18 protein-coding genes are annotated in these 16,134 nt (G+C 50.4%); 14 read left to right on the top strand and 4 right to left on the bottom strand.

The genetic code is table 11. The features are described from left to right. The first annotated feature begins 9 nt into the window (after positions 1 to 9). The 11 genes from KOO62_09595 to KOO62_09545 are packed head-to-tail and all read left to right on the top strand — an operon-like array spanning position 10 to position 6,961. The gene (locus KOO62_09595; GenBank protein MBU8934246.1) at positions 10 to 813 is read left to right on the top strand and encodes an energy-coupling factor transporter transmembrane protein EcfT; all 804 of its coding nucleotides are present in this window, start codon (positions 10 to 12) and stop codon (positions 811 to 813) included. Positions 814 to 815: 2 nt separating this feature from the next. Further along, a complete protein-coding gene (gene truA / locus KOO62_09590; protein ID MBU8934245.1) occupies positions 816 to 1,571 on the top strand; it encodes a tRNA pseudouridine(38-40) synthase TruA in 756 nt (251 codons plus the stop codon). A 13-nt stretch (positions 1,572 to 1,584) separates the two neighbouring features. Next, positions 1,585 to 2,229: a fructose-6-phosphate aldolase gene (fsa, locus tag KOO62_09585; GenBank protein MBU8934244.1), complete on the top strand. Its 645-nt coding sequence runs from the start codon at positions 1,585 to 1,587 to the stop codon at positions 2,227 to 2,229. Between the two features lie 2 nt (positions 2,230 to 2,231). Further along, a complete protein-coding gene (gene purB, locus KOO62_09580) occupies positions 2,232 to 3,527 on the top strand; it encodes an adenylosuccinate lyase (protein MBU8934243.1) in 1,296 nt (431 codons plus the stop codon). Beyond that, positions 3,524 to 4,228, top strand: coding sequence for a phosphatidylserine decarboxylase family protein (locus KOO62_09575; protein MBU8934242.1), 705 nt, complete (start codon positions 3,524 to 3,526; stop codon positions 4,226 to 4,228). Before purB ends, KOO62_09575 begins: the two co-directional genes overlap by 4 nt. Then, a complete protein-coding gene (gene pssA, locus KOO62_09570) occupies positions 4,212 to 4,985 on the top strand; it encodes a CDP-diacylglycerol--serine O-phosphatidyltransferase (GenBank protein MBU8934241.1) in 774 nt (257 codons plus the stop codon). Before KOO62_09575 ends, pssA begins: the two co-directional genes overlap by 17 nt. Further along, the gene (purS, locus tag KOO62_09565) at positions 4,972 to 5,223 is read left to right on the top strand and encodes a phosphoribosylformylglycinamidine synthase subunit PurS (GenBank protein ID MBU8934240.1); all 252 of its coding nucleotides are present in this window, start codon (positions 4,972 to 4,974) and stop codon (positions 5,221 to 5,223) included. The genes pssA and purS overlap by 14 nt, the downstream gene beginning before the upstream one ends. Beyond that, entirely contained in the window at positions 5,220 to 5,933 is a 714-nt protein-coding gene (gene purQ, locus KOO62_09560) for a phosphoribosylformylglycinamidine synthase subunit PurQ (GenBank protein MBU8934239.1), read from the top strand. The genes purS and purQ overlap by 4 nt, the downstream gene beginning before the upstream one ends. Beyond that, on the top strand, positions 5,930 to 6,196 hold the full coding sequence (locus tag KOO62_09555; protein MBU8934238.1) for a DUF4321 domain-containing protein: 267 nt from the start codon (positions 5,930 to 5,932) through the stop codon (positions 6,194 to 6,196). The genes purQ and KOO62_09555 overlap by 4 nt, the downstream gene beginning before the upstream one ends. Positions 6,197 to 6,223: 27 nt before the next feature. Continuing rightward, the gene (locus tag KOO62_09550; protein ID MBU8934237.1) at positions 6,224 to 6,454 is read left to right on the top strand and encodes a twin-arginine translocase TatA/TatE family subunit; all 231 of its coding nucleotides are present in this window, start codon (positions 6,224 to 6,226) and stop codon (positions 6,452 to 6,454) included. Between the two features lie 36 nt (positions 6,455 to 6,490). Continuing rightward, entirely contained in the window at positions 6,491 to 6,961 is a 471-nt protein-coding gene (locus tag KOO62_09545) for a hypothetical protein (protein MBU8934236.1), read from the top strand. 109 nt (positions 6,962 to 7,070) lie between these two features. Here the strand turns inward: KOO62_09545 and KOO62_09540 are convergent, their stop codons facing one another. From KOO62_09540 to KOO62_09530, 3 genes are read right to left on the bottom strand one after another with little or no spacing between them, the layout of a single operon-like run. Continuing rightward, on the bottom strand, positions 7,071 to 9,545 hold the full coding sequence (locus KOO62_09540; protein ID MBU8934235.1) for a protein kinase: 2,475 nt from the start codon (positions 9,543 to 9,545) through the stop codon (positions 7,071 to 7,073). 12 nt (positions 9,546 to 9,557) lie between these two features. Continuing rightward, the gene (locus KOO62_09535; protein MBU8934234.1) at positions 9,558 to 10,286 is read right to left on the bottom strand and encodes a metallophosphatase family protein; all 729 of its coding nucleotides are present in this window, start codon (positions 10,284 to 10,286) and stop codon (positions 9,558 to 9,560) included. After that, positions 10,287 to 10,982 (bottom strand): FHA domain-containing protein, encoded by a 696-nt coding sequence (locus tag KOO62_09530; GenBank protein MBU8934233.1) that lies wholly within the window; start codon positions 10,980 to 10,982, stop codon positions 10,287 to 10,289. 90 nt (positions 10,983 to 11,072) lie between these two features. On the opposite strand from KOO62_09530, the gene dusB reads away from it, so the two are divergent. Together dusB and KOO62_09520 are read left to right on the top strand one after the other, a co-directional pair. Next, complete coding sequence (dusB, locus tag KOO62_09525; GenBank protein MBU8934232.1) at positions 11,073 to 12,140, top strand: tRNA dihydrouridine synthase DusB; 1,068 nt, start codon at positions 11,073 to 11,075, stop codon at positions 12,138 to 12,140. 154 nt (positions 12,141 to 12,294) lie between these two features. After that, complete coding sequence (locus tag KOO62_09520; GenBank protein ID MBU8934231.1) at positions 12,295 to 13,254, top strand: electron transfer flavoprotein subunit alpha/FixB family protein; 960 nt, start codon at positions 12,295 to 12,297, stop codon at positions 13,252 to 13,254. A 79-nt stretch (positions 13,255 to 13,333) separates the two neighbouring features. Here KOO62_09520 and KOO62_09515 read toward each other — a convergent pair whose 3' ends face one another. After that, entirely contained in the window at positions 13,334 to 14,770 is a 1,437-nt protein-coding gene (locus KOO62_09515; protein MBU8934230.1) for a PKD domain-containing protein, read from the bottom strand. 212 nt (positions 14,771 to 14,982) lie between these two features. On the opposite strand from KOO62_09515, the gene KOO62_09510 reads away from it, so the two are divergent. Beyond that, positions 14,983 to 16,116, top strand: coding sequence for an SPFH domain-containing protein (locus KOO62_09510; GenBank protein MBU8934229.1), 1,134 nt, complete (start codon positions 14,983 to 14,985; stop codon positions 16,114 to 16,116). Positions 16,117 to 16,134: the final 18 nt, after the last annotated feature.

Genomic DNA, 16,134 nt, shown 5'->3' with positions numbered 1-16,134 from the left:
TTTGTCGGTATGTTTGAAACGGCACCAATTCTACTGGGACAGTATCGCCCACATGATTCCTATCTTCACCGACTCGATGCTCGAGCCAAGATGTTGCCGGTGACAGTGGTCCTGGTATTGGCTCTATTGACATCCTCATTCATTTTTCACATCGCTATCTTGAGTATCCTGCTTATAGGCCTGCTCCGATCAGGTGTGGCGCCATCAAAGTTGATGGCCAATTTTCGACCGATTCTGATCCTGGCGGTGATTACTTCGTTGTACCATCTGGTTTTCTCAGGCATAGGAACCCCGGTACTTTGGAACCTGTACGGCTTCGAGCTTACCGAGGGGGCAGTCAGGATGGCTGGCTTCTTTTCACTCCGTTTGATTCTGTTCGTGTCGTTTGCCTTTTTGGTGACCCTTACAAGTTCACCTTCAGAGCTGGCTAATGCTTTTGCCCGGGTTTTGTCGCCGTTGCGCCGTCTGCGTATTCCTGTCCAGGACCTGGCTTTGATCCTGTTTATGGCCATTAGATTTATTCCCGTTCTCTACCAGGAGTTTGAGACTATTCGCAATGCCCAGATCATTCGCGGGGTGCGCTTTACGGGATCGATATTCAATCGTATCAGGAAAACAGTGTGCATAATCATCCCGGTGTTTGTGGCCGCCTTGCAGCGAGCTGACGAACTGGCGCTTGCAATCGAAGCTCGGGGCTACCGAGGTGAGGTACTGCGTACCGTTTATTCCCAATTAAAGTTCGGGAAACGCGAATGGGTGTTTGTAACTGGGAGTACGGTAATTGTGGTCGCGCTTTTTGTGGTGACAGGCTGATTATGGCTGATAGAAACATCAGACTGGTGATCGAGTATTCTGGTACCGGCTATGCGGGTTGGCAGATTCAGGCCGTAGAGCGCACGATTCAGGGAGAGCTAACCGAAGCTATTTTACGTACGACTGGCAAGAAGGTGAAGTTGACTGGTGCTGGCCGCACCGATGCCGGCGTGCACGCACTCGGCCAGGTAGCTAATTTTCGAATTGACCACAATATTGAACCGGAACGTTATCGGGACGCCCTCAACTACTACCTCGCGGACGATATTCGCGTAAAAAAGTCAGTGGAAGTACCCTTGGATTTCAATGCTCGACGAGATGCTCTCTGGAAGCGCTATCGATACTTGATTGGAAATGAGAGATCGGCACTTCACCGCCAGCTGCGCTGGGAGTATGTTCGGGATTTGGATTATGCCAGGCTACAAAAGGCGGCTGAACTGGTAACAGGTGAGCATGATTTTTCGGCCTTCTGTGTAGTGGCTTCGCTTAAGGAGGACAACCGTTGTCTGATTCATGTGGCCAGGTGGAGAAAGATTGGGCCTCTGCTGGTTTTTGAAGTGCGGGGTAACCGCTTTCTGCACAACATGGTAAGGATTCTGGTAGGGGCTATGGTTAATCTGGCTACAGTATATCCGGACAATCATCGGGAGAACTTGACTTTAGAAGGCTTTGCGGATATTTTGCACACTCCGACAGCTCAGCGCGTAGTTTTCACCGCGCCGCCACAAGGGTTGTACCTGGTGACGGTTAAGTATTGAAGGGATTTAACGTATGAAGTTCTTTATTGATACTGCCAATATCGAGCAGATCAAATCGGCCGCCGCTATGGGCGTTCTCGATGGTGTTACCACTAACCCCTCTCTGGCCGCCAAGGAGACAGCGCCTTATAAAGACCTGCTGGTTGACATTTGTAAGATCGTTCCCGGTCCGGTCTCGGCCGAAGTTCTCGCCACCGACTACGATGGAATGATGAAAGAAGCGGCTGAGTTGGCTAAGATCGCTGACAACATTGTGGTCAAGATACCCACGATTCTGGAAGGTTTACGAGCTATCAAATCTCTCAGTAGCGACGGTATCAAGACAAACGCCACCCTTGTCTTCTCGCCATCCCAGGCATTATTGGTAGCCAAGGCCGGAGCGACTTTTGTTTCCCCGTTTATTGGCCGTCTGGATGACGTGTCGCAGAGCGGCATGGATCTGATTGATCAAATCGTCACGATCTACTCGAATTTCCTTTTTGAAACCGAAGTGCTGGTGGCTTCGGTACGGCATCCTATGCATGTAGTCGAATCGGCCATGCTTGGTGCGGATGTTGTTACCATGCCTTACGATGTCATCGCCAAACTGATCAAGCATCCTCTGACAGATATCGGTCTGGCCAAGTTCCTCGAAGATTATAAGAAGGCCGGCAAGTAGTAATGATTGAACGGTACACATTGCCGGAAATGGGGGCGCTCTGGACCGACGATGCAAAGTTTAGTGCCTGGCTTGAAGTGGAAGTTGAAGCCGCTCGGGCTATGGCTAAACTGAAGATCATTCCCGAGAAAGCGTTCAAGGTCATTGAAAAGAAAGCGAAGTTTGATATTAAGCGGATCGATGAGATTGAGGCTGAAGTCAATCATGATGTTATCGCTTTCCTGACCTCGGTCGGAGAATTTGTCGGCGAAGAGGCGAAGTATATCCATTTTGGAATGACTTCCTCCGACGTCCTCGATACCGCTTTGTCGTTGAACCTCAAGCGTGCTACTGAGATTATTGACAAGAAGATTACTATTGCCCTCAGGGAGATCAAGAAACTCGCCAGGGAGCACAAGATGACTCCCTGCATGGGACGCACTCATGGAGTACTGGCCGAACCGACGACTGTCGGTCTGAAGTTTGCCATGTGGTATACCGAGTTGCAGCGCTCTCAGGTTCGTTTCAGGGCGGCCGCCCAAGAAATCGCGGTGGGCAAGATATCCGGTGCGGTCGGGAATTTCGCCAACCTCGACCCGCGGGTTGAGACTGCTGTATGCCGGAAGCTGGGTCTAACGCCTGCCAAGGTTTCAACTCAGGTGATTCAACGTGACCGTCATGCCAACTTAATTACCGCATTGGCCATAATGGGTTCATCGCTGGAGAAATTTGCAACTGAAATCCGGCACCAGCAACGTACCGAAGTGGGGGAGATGGCCGAGGGATTTAGTAAGAAGCAAAAAGGCTCGTCGGCCATGCCGCACAAGAAAAACCCGATCACGGCCGAGAATATCACTGGTGTTGCACGCCTAATACGAGGTTATGCCGGAACCGCCATGGAGAACATCGCGCTTTGGCATGAGCGAGATATTGCGCATTCGTCAGTTGAACGTGTGATTTTGCCAGATGCTACCATCCTTGCGGACTACGGACTTCAGAAGTTCATCGACCTGTTGAAGGGGTTGGTGGTCAACGAGAAGCGGATGCTTGACAATATATACTTCCGGGGCGGCGTTGTGTTTTCGCAACGGTTATTGCTGTTGTTGACCGCGCCGATGGGCTCCCGGGACAAGGCGTACCGTCTCGTGCAGAAGAACGCTATGGCGGCCATGGAGGGTAGAGGCTCCTTCCGGGAACTGGTTCACGGCGACCGGGAGATTCGCAAGCACCTCTCAGACGCAGAGATTGACACTTCCTTCGATCTGGGCTACTATACGAAAAACGTTGGAAAAATATTCAGTCGAGTGTTCCGTAAATGATTGTTCGGGATGGTTGGTCTTTCATATTCGTAGCTTTGGCGTTATCAATCGCTGTTCTTTTTGGTGCTTTGCGCTGGGATAGCCTGGTGTTGATGATTGTGGCTTCGTGTCTGGCCGTACTCACGGTGATAATGGCTTTTTTCTTTCGCGACCCCGATCGTATCATTCCCGATGATCATCTGGCTATGTTAGCACCGGCCGATGGTCTCGTTGTGGCAATTGAACCGATTGATCATCCTCATATTGACGGCCCGGCGACCAGAATATCGATTTTCTTATCTGTTTTTGATGTACATATTAATCGTGTGCCCTGTGGAGGAACGATCGACTACGTACAATATAATCCAGGTAAGTTCATGGCCGCTTTCGCTGACAAGGCCTCTGATCTGAACGAACGGACAGAAATCGGTCTGACAACTCCCCAGGGACACAAACTGGTATTTACCCAGATTGCCGGTCTGATCGCACGCCGTATAGTTTGCCGACTCAGTGAGGGTGACTCCGTAGCCGCCGGTGAAAGGTTTGGTATGATTCGATTCGGGTCGCGCAGTGATCTGATTGTACCTGCCACCTGGAACCTGGCTGTGAAGATGGGTGACCGTGTCAAGGGTGGAACAACGGTAATAGGATATCTTCCGGACCATGTGGGCAACCAACCACAGCCGGACAACGTAACAGAAAGTGATGTCGAAGAACTATAGAGGCATATTCCCGGGCACTTTTACCATGGGCAATGTTGTCTGTGGTTTTCTGTCGATCCTGTCCGCATTCGAAGGAAACATAACGACTGCTTGCTGGTTTGTGGTGCTGGCCGGGTTCCTCGATGCTCTGGACGGCAAGGTGGCACGGCTTTCAGGTGGAGCCTCGCAGTTCGGGGTCGAGTTGGATTCGCTGGCCGATTTCCTATCCTTTGGCGTGGCTCCAGCTGTGCTCGTACATACAATCAAACTCTCCAGTCTCGGCAAATGGGGCTGGATCATTTCGATTGTCTACATCATGGCGGCATCATACCGCCTGGCTCGTTTTAATGTATTGGCAGACACAGATGAAAAAAAAGATTTCCTCGGATTGCCGGTACCGGCTGCGGCACTGACGATAGTCGCGTTTGTTATTTTCTCGTATAATTTGTGGGGGGGATTGGAATACAGTGAAATCCTGGTGACTATGATAATCCTTTTCGCTTTTCTCATGGTGTCCCAGATCCAATATGACGTTGTTCCTGATAGTTTCGATACCAGGGCCAGTCGGCTGAAACTTCTGGCGCTTGTTGTGGGTGCGGTGTTGACGATAATCCAACCGAGACTTTTGTTGTTTCCAGTTTTGGCATCATATATACTATTTGGGATGATTCGAGAATTATACCGCTTGGCGTATGCTGGTGTCGGCAAAGTCACTAGACGTTCGCATCCGTACCGCCGGCGTAAGAATGACAGGAAACAAGAAGATGAGTGCCAATAAAAAAGCGGTTGTCCATGTGCGACTCAAAGACGGAGTGCTTGACCCGCAGGGTGTGACTATTCACAAAGCCCTGTTGCAGATGGGATACAACGAGTTTACTTCGGTACGGACCGGCCGGTTTTTTGAACTGGAGATCCAATCTAACGCGGACAACATTGATAAGCGAGTCGAAGAAGTTTGCTCACGGCTGTTGGCCAATCCGGTTATCGAAAGCTATACGGTCGAAAGGCCCTCATGAAAGTAGGCGTCGTTACATTTCCAGGCTCCAACTGTGACTACGATGCTTATGCCGCGATCAGGCATGTCATGGGTGAAGACGTGGAATTCCTATGGCACAAGTCCACGGATCTTTTGGGTTGCGATCTGGTAATACTGCCGGGGGGGTTCTCATATGGCGACTACCTCCGAGGTGGGGCGATAGCCCGGTTCTCACCAATAATGGAATCTGTAATCGATTTTGCCCGGTCGGGTGGATTGGTGATGGGGATCTGCAACGGGTTTCAGATTCTGACCGAATGCAGTCTGTTGCCGGGTGCCCTGATGCGCAATGCCCACTTACGGTTTGCTTGTAAATATGTCTATCTCCGGGTGGAACAGAAGACCGGCCCATATACGCAACTGTGTCAGGAGGGGGAGGTACTAAGGATTCCCATCGCTCACGGTGAGGGCAACTACTATCACTTCGACGATGAGATCAAGAAACTGGAAGACGCTGGCCAGGTTGTTTTTCGCTACTGTGATGTCGATGGCAAAGTAACTGCCCAAGCCAATCCCAACGGCTCTATCAACAACATTGCCGGGATCTGCAACGAGGAGGGAAATGTGCTTGGAATGATGCCCCATCCCGAACGTGTGGTCGAGAACATTCTTGGATCCACGGATGGGTTGCGCATATTTGAATCGGTCCGGGCCGGACTGGCTGCGATGACGGGAGCGAGTCACAGATGAAGAAGCGGGAAGTAACATTCATTCTGGTTGCACTCGTTTTGGGCGCTGTGGCAGGCGGACTCATTGGAGACATTATCGGTACTTTTCTTCCGGCTGGAGCCGCCAAGACCGTGTTTACTAAGTCTATTGAGATCGGTTTTGATACCGTAAAAGTTGATTTTTATGCCATATCGTTCACGATTGGACTGATGCTCAAGATAAACTTCATGTCGGTGTTGGTGTTACTTTTGGTGATAATATACTTTAGATGGTGGTACCTATAAAGGTACTGCAAGTCGTGGAGGTATAAGATGCCCTTTGGCCTGGGGTTTGGCGAACTGGCGCTCATTTTTCTTGTCATATTGCTCTTGTTTGGCGCCAAGCGACTTCCCGATATCGCCCAGGGACTGGGAAAGGGGATTCGGGAGTTCAAGAAGTCGGTTAAGGATACTACCGACGAGATCAAGGGATCGATGGACGATGATGCGTCCAAGAGCAAAGACTCACGTCCGAATGACAAAGATAGTAAAGACGATCATTAGGACGGTCAACTGTCCCATGAACGACAGAGAAGAGCTATGAGTAACCAGTTCTCAAAAGCTGATGCTGATAAGGTAGCTGCCGTTATTGAATCGCAACAGGTCAGTTTTACAGCCGATCATTACCGGTTCAAGGTTGATAATCCTGAGGAGAAGCGTGCCCTTCGTCTTGAAGTTTATCCCGAGGTTACACTCGGCAAGAAACGTGGTATGCTGGTGGTTGTCTATACCGGTAACGCCCACGTGCAATTGCATAATTGTACGGGTTATGTCGTTTCAGAAGAACTTGGCGAAGTCACCTTCATCGCGGAAGCGGAGAACCAACTTAGCGGCCTGGTCGTTGAGAGAGGAGCATCATGCTCGCAGTATGCGTCTATCAGCAGAGAATTAATTTCCTCAGACTTCACCCAATTGGGGGTAGAGGTGATGCTCTCCGGCGTGGCTATGTCGTTGGCGGAAGAAATCCTCACACAAGACAATAACGAGCAAGACGTTAGCCCGGATGAATAGCCATTGCCTGCAACCGATCCAGTAATCGATCTATAGACAAAAAAGGCCACTCCTACCGGGGTGGCCTTCTCGTAATTATCTCTCTGGTTATGCAGCTACTGCGCCATTTTCAGGAGGCGAATGATTCTACAAACTCATTAAGGTCGGCGGCGATATCCGAGGCTTTCTGGTAACGGGCATCGGGGTTCTTCTCCAGCACTTTCCAAATAATACGATCAAACAGAAGTGGAATTTGCGGATTGACCGTTGATGGTTTCTCCGCTTCGTGGTTCATGACGGAGTATATCAGCGACGTGATATTCTCTCCCTTAAAGGGGCGCTTACCCAGCAGCATCTCGTACAAGACAACTCCCAGCGAGAACAAGTCTGCCCGGTGGTCAGTGGTCAATCCTTTGAGTTGTTCGGGCGAGATATAATTGGGAGTTCCCATCGCGATGCCGGTCTTGGTCATGGAGTTGGAATCGATCCGAGCGATACCGTAATCCATGACTTTAACGCGGTAGTCGACGCCGATCATGATGTTGGCTGGTTTGATATCACGGTGTACAATGCCCTGCTCATGAGCGTATTGAAGGGCAGAACAGATCTGAATGATAATCTGAGCGATGATCCGATAGTTGAATTGAACTTTTTTCTTTATCATGTCCTCGAGTGTTTGGCCTTCCAGGAACTCCATAGCGATGTATTGCAACTGATCTTCAGAGCCAACATCGTAGATTGTCACAATATTTGGATGCGATAGTTTGCCGGCTGCCTGAGCTTCCCTGAAGAGTCGTTCCTTGAGTTCTTCCATTTCCTCGGGATCATTGACGAAGTCGAGGCGAATTGTCTTGAGGGCAACCGGGCGATTAATAGCAGGATCGATTCCTTTGTAGACCATACCCATCGCACCCTTGCCGAGATTGCCGGTTACCTGGTAACGGCCCAGATGATCAGGTGCTCCAGCCGGAAGTGGTTGAGCTTCTGTGGCCTGTTTTTCGACGATAGGTGGGGCGGACTCCTTCGGTGGACTGTCAAAGCCTATGATCTGCGGACTGCTTCTCTCTTCTGACGGCGGATCTGTTTCCGTTGTACATGTTTCCACAATCGCATCAATATCCGATGATGCTATTGTCTCATTGACTTCTTCTGCCTGGCCCGACGAATCATCTTCAAAGTCCTTATCGATATCGATTGCCTGGTGATCCGGGGGAAATTCTTCAGAAGACCCCAGAGCTCTGGTACCTAACAGGGCAGGATCGTTGGCTTCTTGCTTAATTGTTCTTACAGGTGGCTCTGGAGCATTTGTCGATTTGGAAGAGCTCGTTTGGACTGGCTCCAGTTGGGCAGAATTGGCAGGATCAATCTCATCTGCTTCGGCGTTGCCCAGGAATCGAGAACCAATAATAGGAGCGGCGACGATAAATGCTATTAGCTCCAGGCCGATATAGATTGTTTCCGGTAGAATCCGCAGAGAGCTGACAAGATAATAGTTGAGACCTACAGTGACGGCGAGAGAGCCTGTAAGGACAAGCAATCGATTGCGCACCGTAAGGAGGGGCAGGACAAAAGCGCACAAAGCCCCTAAGGCGAAGAGAATCAGCATGTCAACCACAGGTCGGTTGAATTTCATCAATATGTTATCATTAATGATGTTCTCGATAATCGTCGCCCGCAAGATTTCAGCCGATACCGTCGTACTCATCGGTGTAGCCAGCTCATAGCCTTCACCGTTGGCAACTCCTATAAGGATTACCTTGCCGCTCAGGGCGGAGCGATTGAAATCATCACTGAGAACATCAGCAGCAGAATATGTAACAAACGCTTTTTTAGGCAGATGGCTTATAAAGTACTCACCTTGACTGTTCACAGGAATAGTCTGTCTTGATCCAATGGCTACTTCAAGCCCCTCCCGTACTTGAATCTGGCTCGGGCTAACACCGAGATATGTCGCGGCTGCCAGTAGTGAAAGGGAAGGATAGTAGTATCCCTCATAATTCATGAAGAGGGGTTGGTGTCTTAATAAGCGGTCGTCATCCGGTCTGACGTATGCGAAACCAAGTAACGGTTTGCTCTCCAATAGTCTTTCGGCTGGCAGGAAAGTTCGGCGAACCAGCAAGCTGGATTGCTCATCCATAATACCCAGAGGATTGTCTACTGTAATTGAATAGTGGAACAGGTATTCCGGATTGTTGGTTTTCTGTGATCGAAAAGTAGCCAGAGCAATATCGTACGGCAAAATGGCGTTGTCGATCCAGGTTAGTTGATCGGCCAGGACGGAAGTATACCCGGCTGAGTCCTGGTAGGCATCTTCGATGAGATCAGTATTGAGGACGATGACCTTTGGTTCACCGGAGGCGGTGGCGGCCATTAGATCGGCAAGGACATCTCGGTTCCATGGCCACTTGCCAAATTCATCCTCGGCTCGATCATCAATCATGACCAGAGCCACATTAGCCCGGGTACCTTCTGGTGCCGTTAGTTGGCACAGGTAATCATTGATAGAGCGCTGGAGATTCTCAACCGGACCGAATCCATTGACGTAAGCGATCACGATCAAGATTGACAGCAACAGATACAAAACATTGGAAGAGTACTTGCTCATGGAATCCTCTGTCTATCGTCCCACGGCCAATCTTTGGACGAGCATGTCCGGCAGTTTGGCAAGGGTCATTTTCTCTTGTGTCTTGACGATATCGTATTCGGTGCGATGGAATCGTATCTCGCCCAGACTCAGGTCATAAGTTACAAAACAGGCACGGGGGTCGTTGTCGCGAGGCTGTCCCACAGAGCCAATATTGACCAGGTAACGTTGGTCATCAGTTGGATCAAAGTCGTGACCGGCCTGCTGACGTGGCAGTCCCTCGGGCGTTTCCCGGAATATCGTCGGTAAGTGTGAATGTCCATGAAAGCATATACTTCCCTTGAAGTGTTCAAACACCTGCCCAGCTTGATCTGCATCGAGGATATATTGCCACCGGTTCGGTTCCAGTGGGGAAGAATGAACCAGCGTTCCATCTTCGAAATCATGGGTCATGCGGTAGTCGGCCATCATGGTGAATTCGCGATCAGTCAGTTGCCCTCTCGTCCACTCGGTCGAGACCTTGGCCGCCGAACTGTACGTATCGGTAGACAGTCGACGCAGAACCGCGTATTCGTGGTTCCCCATGAGTTTAACCGATGCCCGTTTATCGATCAGGTCCAGGCAGGCAATCGGGTCGCATCCGTAGCCAACGACATCTCCCAGACAGTAGATATCATCAACCTGAAGTCGATCGATCTCCCGCAGGACTGCCGTGAGAGCTTCGAGATTACCATGGATGTCGGAAACAAGAGCAATCTTCATCTATCTCTTGCCCTCGACGTACTTAAAAGTGCTCTTTCCAACGGATATGAGATCGTCATTTTTTAGTTCCTGGCGATCAATCGGCTCACCGTTTATGCATGTTTTGCCTTTACGTCCGAGGTTCACCAGGGAATAGCAGTCTCCATCTCTGACGATTTTGGCCTGTATACCTGAAAGCCAGAATCCTTTGGCGCGTACATGGACAAACTTGGCTTTGCCGATTGTGACCACGTCGCGGTCAAGACGGTATTCCGAGAAATCGGTCTGTTCACCGCCGAGCAACAGAGATCCGCCATAACGATCGACAAGCTCACGTTCCTTGCGGTCGTTTTCCATCAGCTTCTTATGTGCCTTGGTATTCAGAACCATCGTGCCATCAAACCCAGCGGCATCATCGACGGGGGCAGTGCTCTCTGCCTGGTAGACTAACTGATACTTGCCAATAGTTATGACGTCCGCGTCGCGCAGCACCTCTTCGGATATCTTGCGGCTGTTGATAAAAGTACCGTTGAGCGACTCATTGTCGAGCAATATAGCGGCACCGTCATTGAACTCAATCATAGCATGTTTGCGGGAGACACCGCGGTTTTCTAGAACGATATCATTATCGTTGGTGCGGCCAATGGATAGCCGCCGTTTCTCGGTAACGATGCGCTCAATCACTTTGTTCTCGTACTTGACAACAATCTCAGCCATCTGGGAATCCTTTCCGTATCGTTAACTGTATTTTAGTCTGAACTATGTCTGTGCGCTGCAAAGTCCGCGAGGGCGATCCATGCCCGGTCGATGCTAAAGTTGGGCGGACCTCTTGTTGTCGCGCAGGGACTTAATTATAATGTCGGTATGGACATAGGAAATCTAAACCTGCTAAATAAGGTTCTCTGTGCACCTCTGGCAGGAATCTCCAATCGGCCCTTTAGGGTGCTGGCTATGAAGTTTGGGGCTGCTATGACCTTTACTGAAATGATTTCTACAGAAGGTATAATCCGGCATCAGGCTAAGACACTGGCTATGATGGACTTCGAGTCCGATGAACGACCTCTTGGAATTCAGTTGTTCGGGGCCAATCCGGAGAGTATGCGAAAGGCGGCCGAAATTACCGCTCAAAGAAATCACCCGGATCTGATTGACATCAATCTTGGCTGTCCGGTGAAAAAGGTTATCCGTAAAAATGGTGGCGCCGCCGTTTTGAAGGATCTTGTACTAACCGAGGAAATCATGCACGCTACGGTCGAGGGGGCTGGAAAAATTCCGGTCAGCATCAAGATTCGTACAGGTTGGGATGAACAGACCCCGGTGTTTCTTGAAGTAGGGCAAATCGCTGAGCGCGTGGGAATTGCCGCCATAACTCTGCATGCCAGAAGCCGGTCTGAGGGATTTTCGGGGACCGCCAATTGGGATGCAATCCGTGATCTCAAGCAGGAAGTTCATATCCCCGTCATCGGTAATGGTGATGTACGGACTCCGCCGGATGCTCGCCGGATGCTCGATGAGACTGGTTGTGATGCCGTGATGATTGGTCGAGCGGCTTTGGGGAATCCAACAATCTTCCAAGATATGAACGTTTTCCTCGAAACCGGTCAGATAGTAGCCCCAATGTTGATCGAGGATAGGTTAGCGGTGGCTCGTCTGCATACCGAATTGGCCGTGTCGGAATATGGCCCCCGGAATGGTCCTGTGAGGATGCGCAAACAACTGGGCTGGTATGTGAAGGGGCTTCCGGGAGCAAGCACTCTTCGGCCGCGACTGTTCCAGGTTGAAACGCTTGAAGACATCAATTGTATTTTCGACGAATACTTGCAGTGGCTTGCGGAAGCAAAGCCGCGAGACGCTGGCGACTCTCCATTGCTCTAAGATTAGGAACCAGAGCGTGATTTGCAGGGGCGGATGATCATCCTTTGCGACACATGTGTTTGCGCAAGACTGTCCCAGCCAAAAATCGTTGCGCCGGGTTGAGGGGCCGGGTATATTGGCCAATTAGTTGGACTGCAAATTTAAGGAATTAGTAATGAAGACATTGATCGTTGCCTTGCATAAGGATGGTAAACTCGCCTCCGCAACATTCGAACTAATAGAGGCCGCTAAAGGCTTGGGAAATGAAATATACACAGTGATTTTAGCCGATAGCGCCGATGCTATGGCGGCCGAACTCGCCGCACGGGGGGGAGGCAAAGTGCTGGCTGTCTCTGATCCCGGCCTGAAAGACTTCAATGACGAAGTCTACACAAATGTTGTCACAGAGCTGATTGAGAAGTACTCCCCTGAGCTGGTCCTGGGACCGGGTACTTTCTATGGTAAGGCTCTTTTTGCAAGACTGGCCGCCCGAAACAACGGTCCGATGACCAGTGACGCTACCGGCCTGACTCAAGATGGTGGTGTTATCACCGTTACACGTCCCAGCTATGGCGGTGCGGTTGTGTCTGAGGTCATCAAGAATAGCGACAGGCCGTTTTTCGTTACGATCCGTCCCAAGATATTCCCCGAATCCAAAGATGGTGACGGTGAAGCTGTTGCTGAGACTGTGGCCGCCGCTGGTGCTGGTACAGGTACGGCAATCAGAGAAGTCAAAGTTGAATCGTCAGGATCGGTCAATCTGGCCGAGGCGGATGTTATCGTTGCTGCCGGTCGCGGGATGAAGGCCGCCGAGAATCTTCAGCTAATCAAAGACCTGGCGGTTGCCACCAATGGTGCTCTGGGTGCTTCGCGGGCTATTGTCGATGCTGGCTGGACGGAATATGCCAACCAGGTCGGACAAACGGGGAAGACAGTCAATCCGAAGTTGTACTTCGCCATTGGCATTTCAGGTGCGATTCAGCACATCGTGGGCATGAGAACCTCAGGCACTATTGTGGCCATTAATAAGGACAAGGACGCCCCTATCTTCAATCTCGCCAACTACGGAATCATCGGTGATGCTCTGGAGGTAGTACCAGCCCTCACCGCCAAGTTCAAGACGGAACTGGGGTAACTCGACATAAATAGAGAATAAGAAAAGACCCGCTCGGTTTTAACCAAGCGGGTCTTATGCTTGATGAGTCAGCGCGTTGCTACGGGGTGGCCATTGTGTCTATGTAGATGCTACTGTCTATTGTGAAAGAACCGCATCCGTTGGTAACAGTCACCGATACTGCGTGCCATCCCGTATCAGGGAAGGAATAAATCACTGACCAGGCATTTTCAATCGTCAACGTGTCCACTGTCCAGGTCCAGGTCTCAATCACCGCGCGAGTAGTATCGACCGCGAAAGTAAATACCGTGGACGTATCACCCGTGCTTGGGACAAACCCGAGAGCAGTATTGGCTTCAGTTAATGAGTCGAAAAGCACGACCAGATTTGGTATGATCGATGTGTCGCTTATAAGGGTCGAATCACACATCCCCTCAACAATCAGGCTGACATCGTATACGCCAGGTTCGGTGTAAGCGTGGATCGGATTGGTGTCATCGTGAAGGGTGTCGCCATCGCCAAAGTCCCAAACCAGATGGGAAATTTGCCCGAGGGATTGATCCAGGAAACGGACCTGAAACTGACGACCGGGTAGGTGACATGACGTAGAATCTCCGATAACTGTGAACAGTGCTGTTACGGTATCGTGCACAATTACGGTATCGTAGACATAACCGAATGGTCCATTCTCATTATCAGATATTCCAAGTGCTATTACGTATATTCCGGCACTGTCGTATTCGATGGTGTTGTCCATCAGGATCGAAGTCTCGCCATTGCCAAAATCCCACGATCTAAACGCCACTGTAGGATCGGTCATGTCCCAGAAATCGACGGAGAGAGGTATGCATCCTTCATGAACACTCAAACTACACACAGGGGTGAGGCAATCAATAATGGTGATGGTATCGATGCCGGTCGTTGTTCCACACTCTCCGGTCACCGTTAAAGTAACTTGGAGGGTGTCAATCATAGTATAGGTATGAGTGATTGTATCGGGAGTGGAATCATTGTAAGTGATCCCAGCGCCGTCTCCAAAACTCCACACCCATTTGGTAATGCCCGCCTGGGAGATGTTGGTGAAAGTGACCTCAAGCCCGCGACACCCCATAGTCGTATCAGTGTCGAATGCGGCTGAAAGGGGGCCGATGATCAAGAAACGGCTCTTGGTCTCGGTGTCCTGACCAGTGTCCGGTAAGGTCTCATCAAACACCGTAAGGGAAACAGTGTAGGTGCCACCTTCCTCATATATATGAGTGAATGTACCGGTCGAATCGGGATCAAAAGTGCTTTCACTGTCGGGAGTGTCGTCACCGAAGTTAAAGGTGCCACGCTGATACGGTCCCTGCGAGTTGTCGGAGAATTGCACTGTGCAAGGAACACAGCCTCCATCCTTATTGGCGCTGAACTCTGCTTCCGGGTGTCCGGCAATTATGTAATTATTCGTTTCTGTTATCAGGTCATCACAACCGGGTACCAGATACACAAGAGTCGCCGCCATTCCAACTGTAAGGGCCAGACCTTTAATTCTATTCATTTCAAGACATTCCATTCCGTTGAGTTTATGATCTGTATATACGCCGACCATATTTAGGTGTCAATTGTTTAATTGGCGGCGTGGGGTGTGAACATGTCTTCATCTTAGGTTATACAACCAATAGCCCGGTAAGCTCCCGCTGTGACCATCAAGAATGTTCGGACTTCGACCGATCTACCCAAGAAGAAGACAAATCAGGCTAAGGAGTAAATATGTCCATAATGTTGGAAATCATTGAGTGGGTTGACCCCTCCGGCAAGGAGATGATTCACCGAATCCCCGAAGAAGGTTCCGCCGACTTTAAGCTCGGGGCGCAACTGATCGTTCGGGACAGCCAGATGGCGATATTTTTCAAGGACGGCCATGCAGCTGACCAGTTCTCTACCGGGCGGCACACACTTTCGACTCTGAATGTCCCTATCCTCACCCGTCTGCTGGCATTTCCATTCGGATTTGATTCCCCGTTTCGCGCGGAAGCGTATTTTATCAACCAGAAGGTTTTCACTGATCTGAAATGGGGCACCCGCCATCCGGTGACGTTTAGTGACAGTAAGTTTGGCCTGATTAGGCTACGTGGGCACGGAGCCTATACTATTCGTATTGAGAATCCCAGCCTTTTCCTCAATTCTATTGTTGGCCGACAGGCTCGGTATGAAACAGATGATATCCAGGATTATCTACGCGATGTCATTATTGCTCGTATGAATGATCTGCTGGGTGAGAAGCTCGACACAATTCTTAATCTGCCGGCTGTGTATACTGAGTTAGCGGAAGAATTCAAAACGATAGTCAGCTCGGAGTTTGAAAAATACGGACTGAGTTTAGTTGATTTCTACATTTCCTCAATCACGCCGCCTGAGGAAGTGGCTCAGATGATTGACCAACGCTCCGGCATGGAGGCGATTGGGGATCTGGACAAATTTGTTAAATTTGGTATGGCTAAAGGGTTGAGTAGTTCCAGTGCCGGTGGGGCCGCCGGGGCCGGGATGGGTATGATGGCCGGTGTGGGAGTGGCCGCTCCCAACCTGATTCAGAAGGTTTTCGCACCTGACCAGCGTGAACTGAAACGAGATCCGGTAGAAACTGTACCGTGTCCCAAGTGTCACACCGATACCCCGGAGCAATCCCGGTACTGCTATCGATGCGGTCATCAGATGATAGCCCAGAGTGCTTGCCCAACCTGTGGTACGCAGCTGCCAACCGAGGCAAGCTTCTGTTTCAGTTGTGGCACCCGGCTGGATGCCCGACCGAGTTGCCCTCACTGTAACGCTGAACTGATCGCCGGGTCGAAATTCTGTGGCGAATGTGGCAAGCAGATAAATGAGTCCGACAGCGCAAAAGAATAGAAGCGGTTTTTTCATATC

This window comes from Candidatus Zixiibacteriota bacterium (assembly GCA_019038695.1).
GTDB lineage: Bacteria > Zixibacteria > MSB-5A5 > GN15 > FEB-12 > B120-G9.
This window is presented reverse-complemented; position numbering and strand designations above follow the sequence as displayed.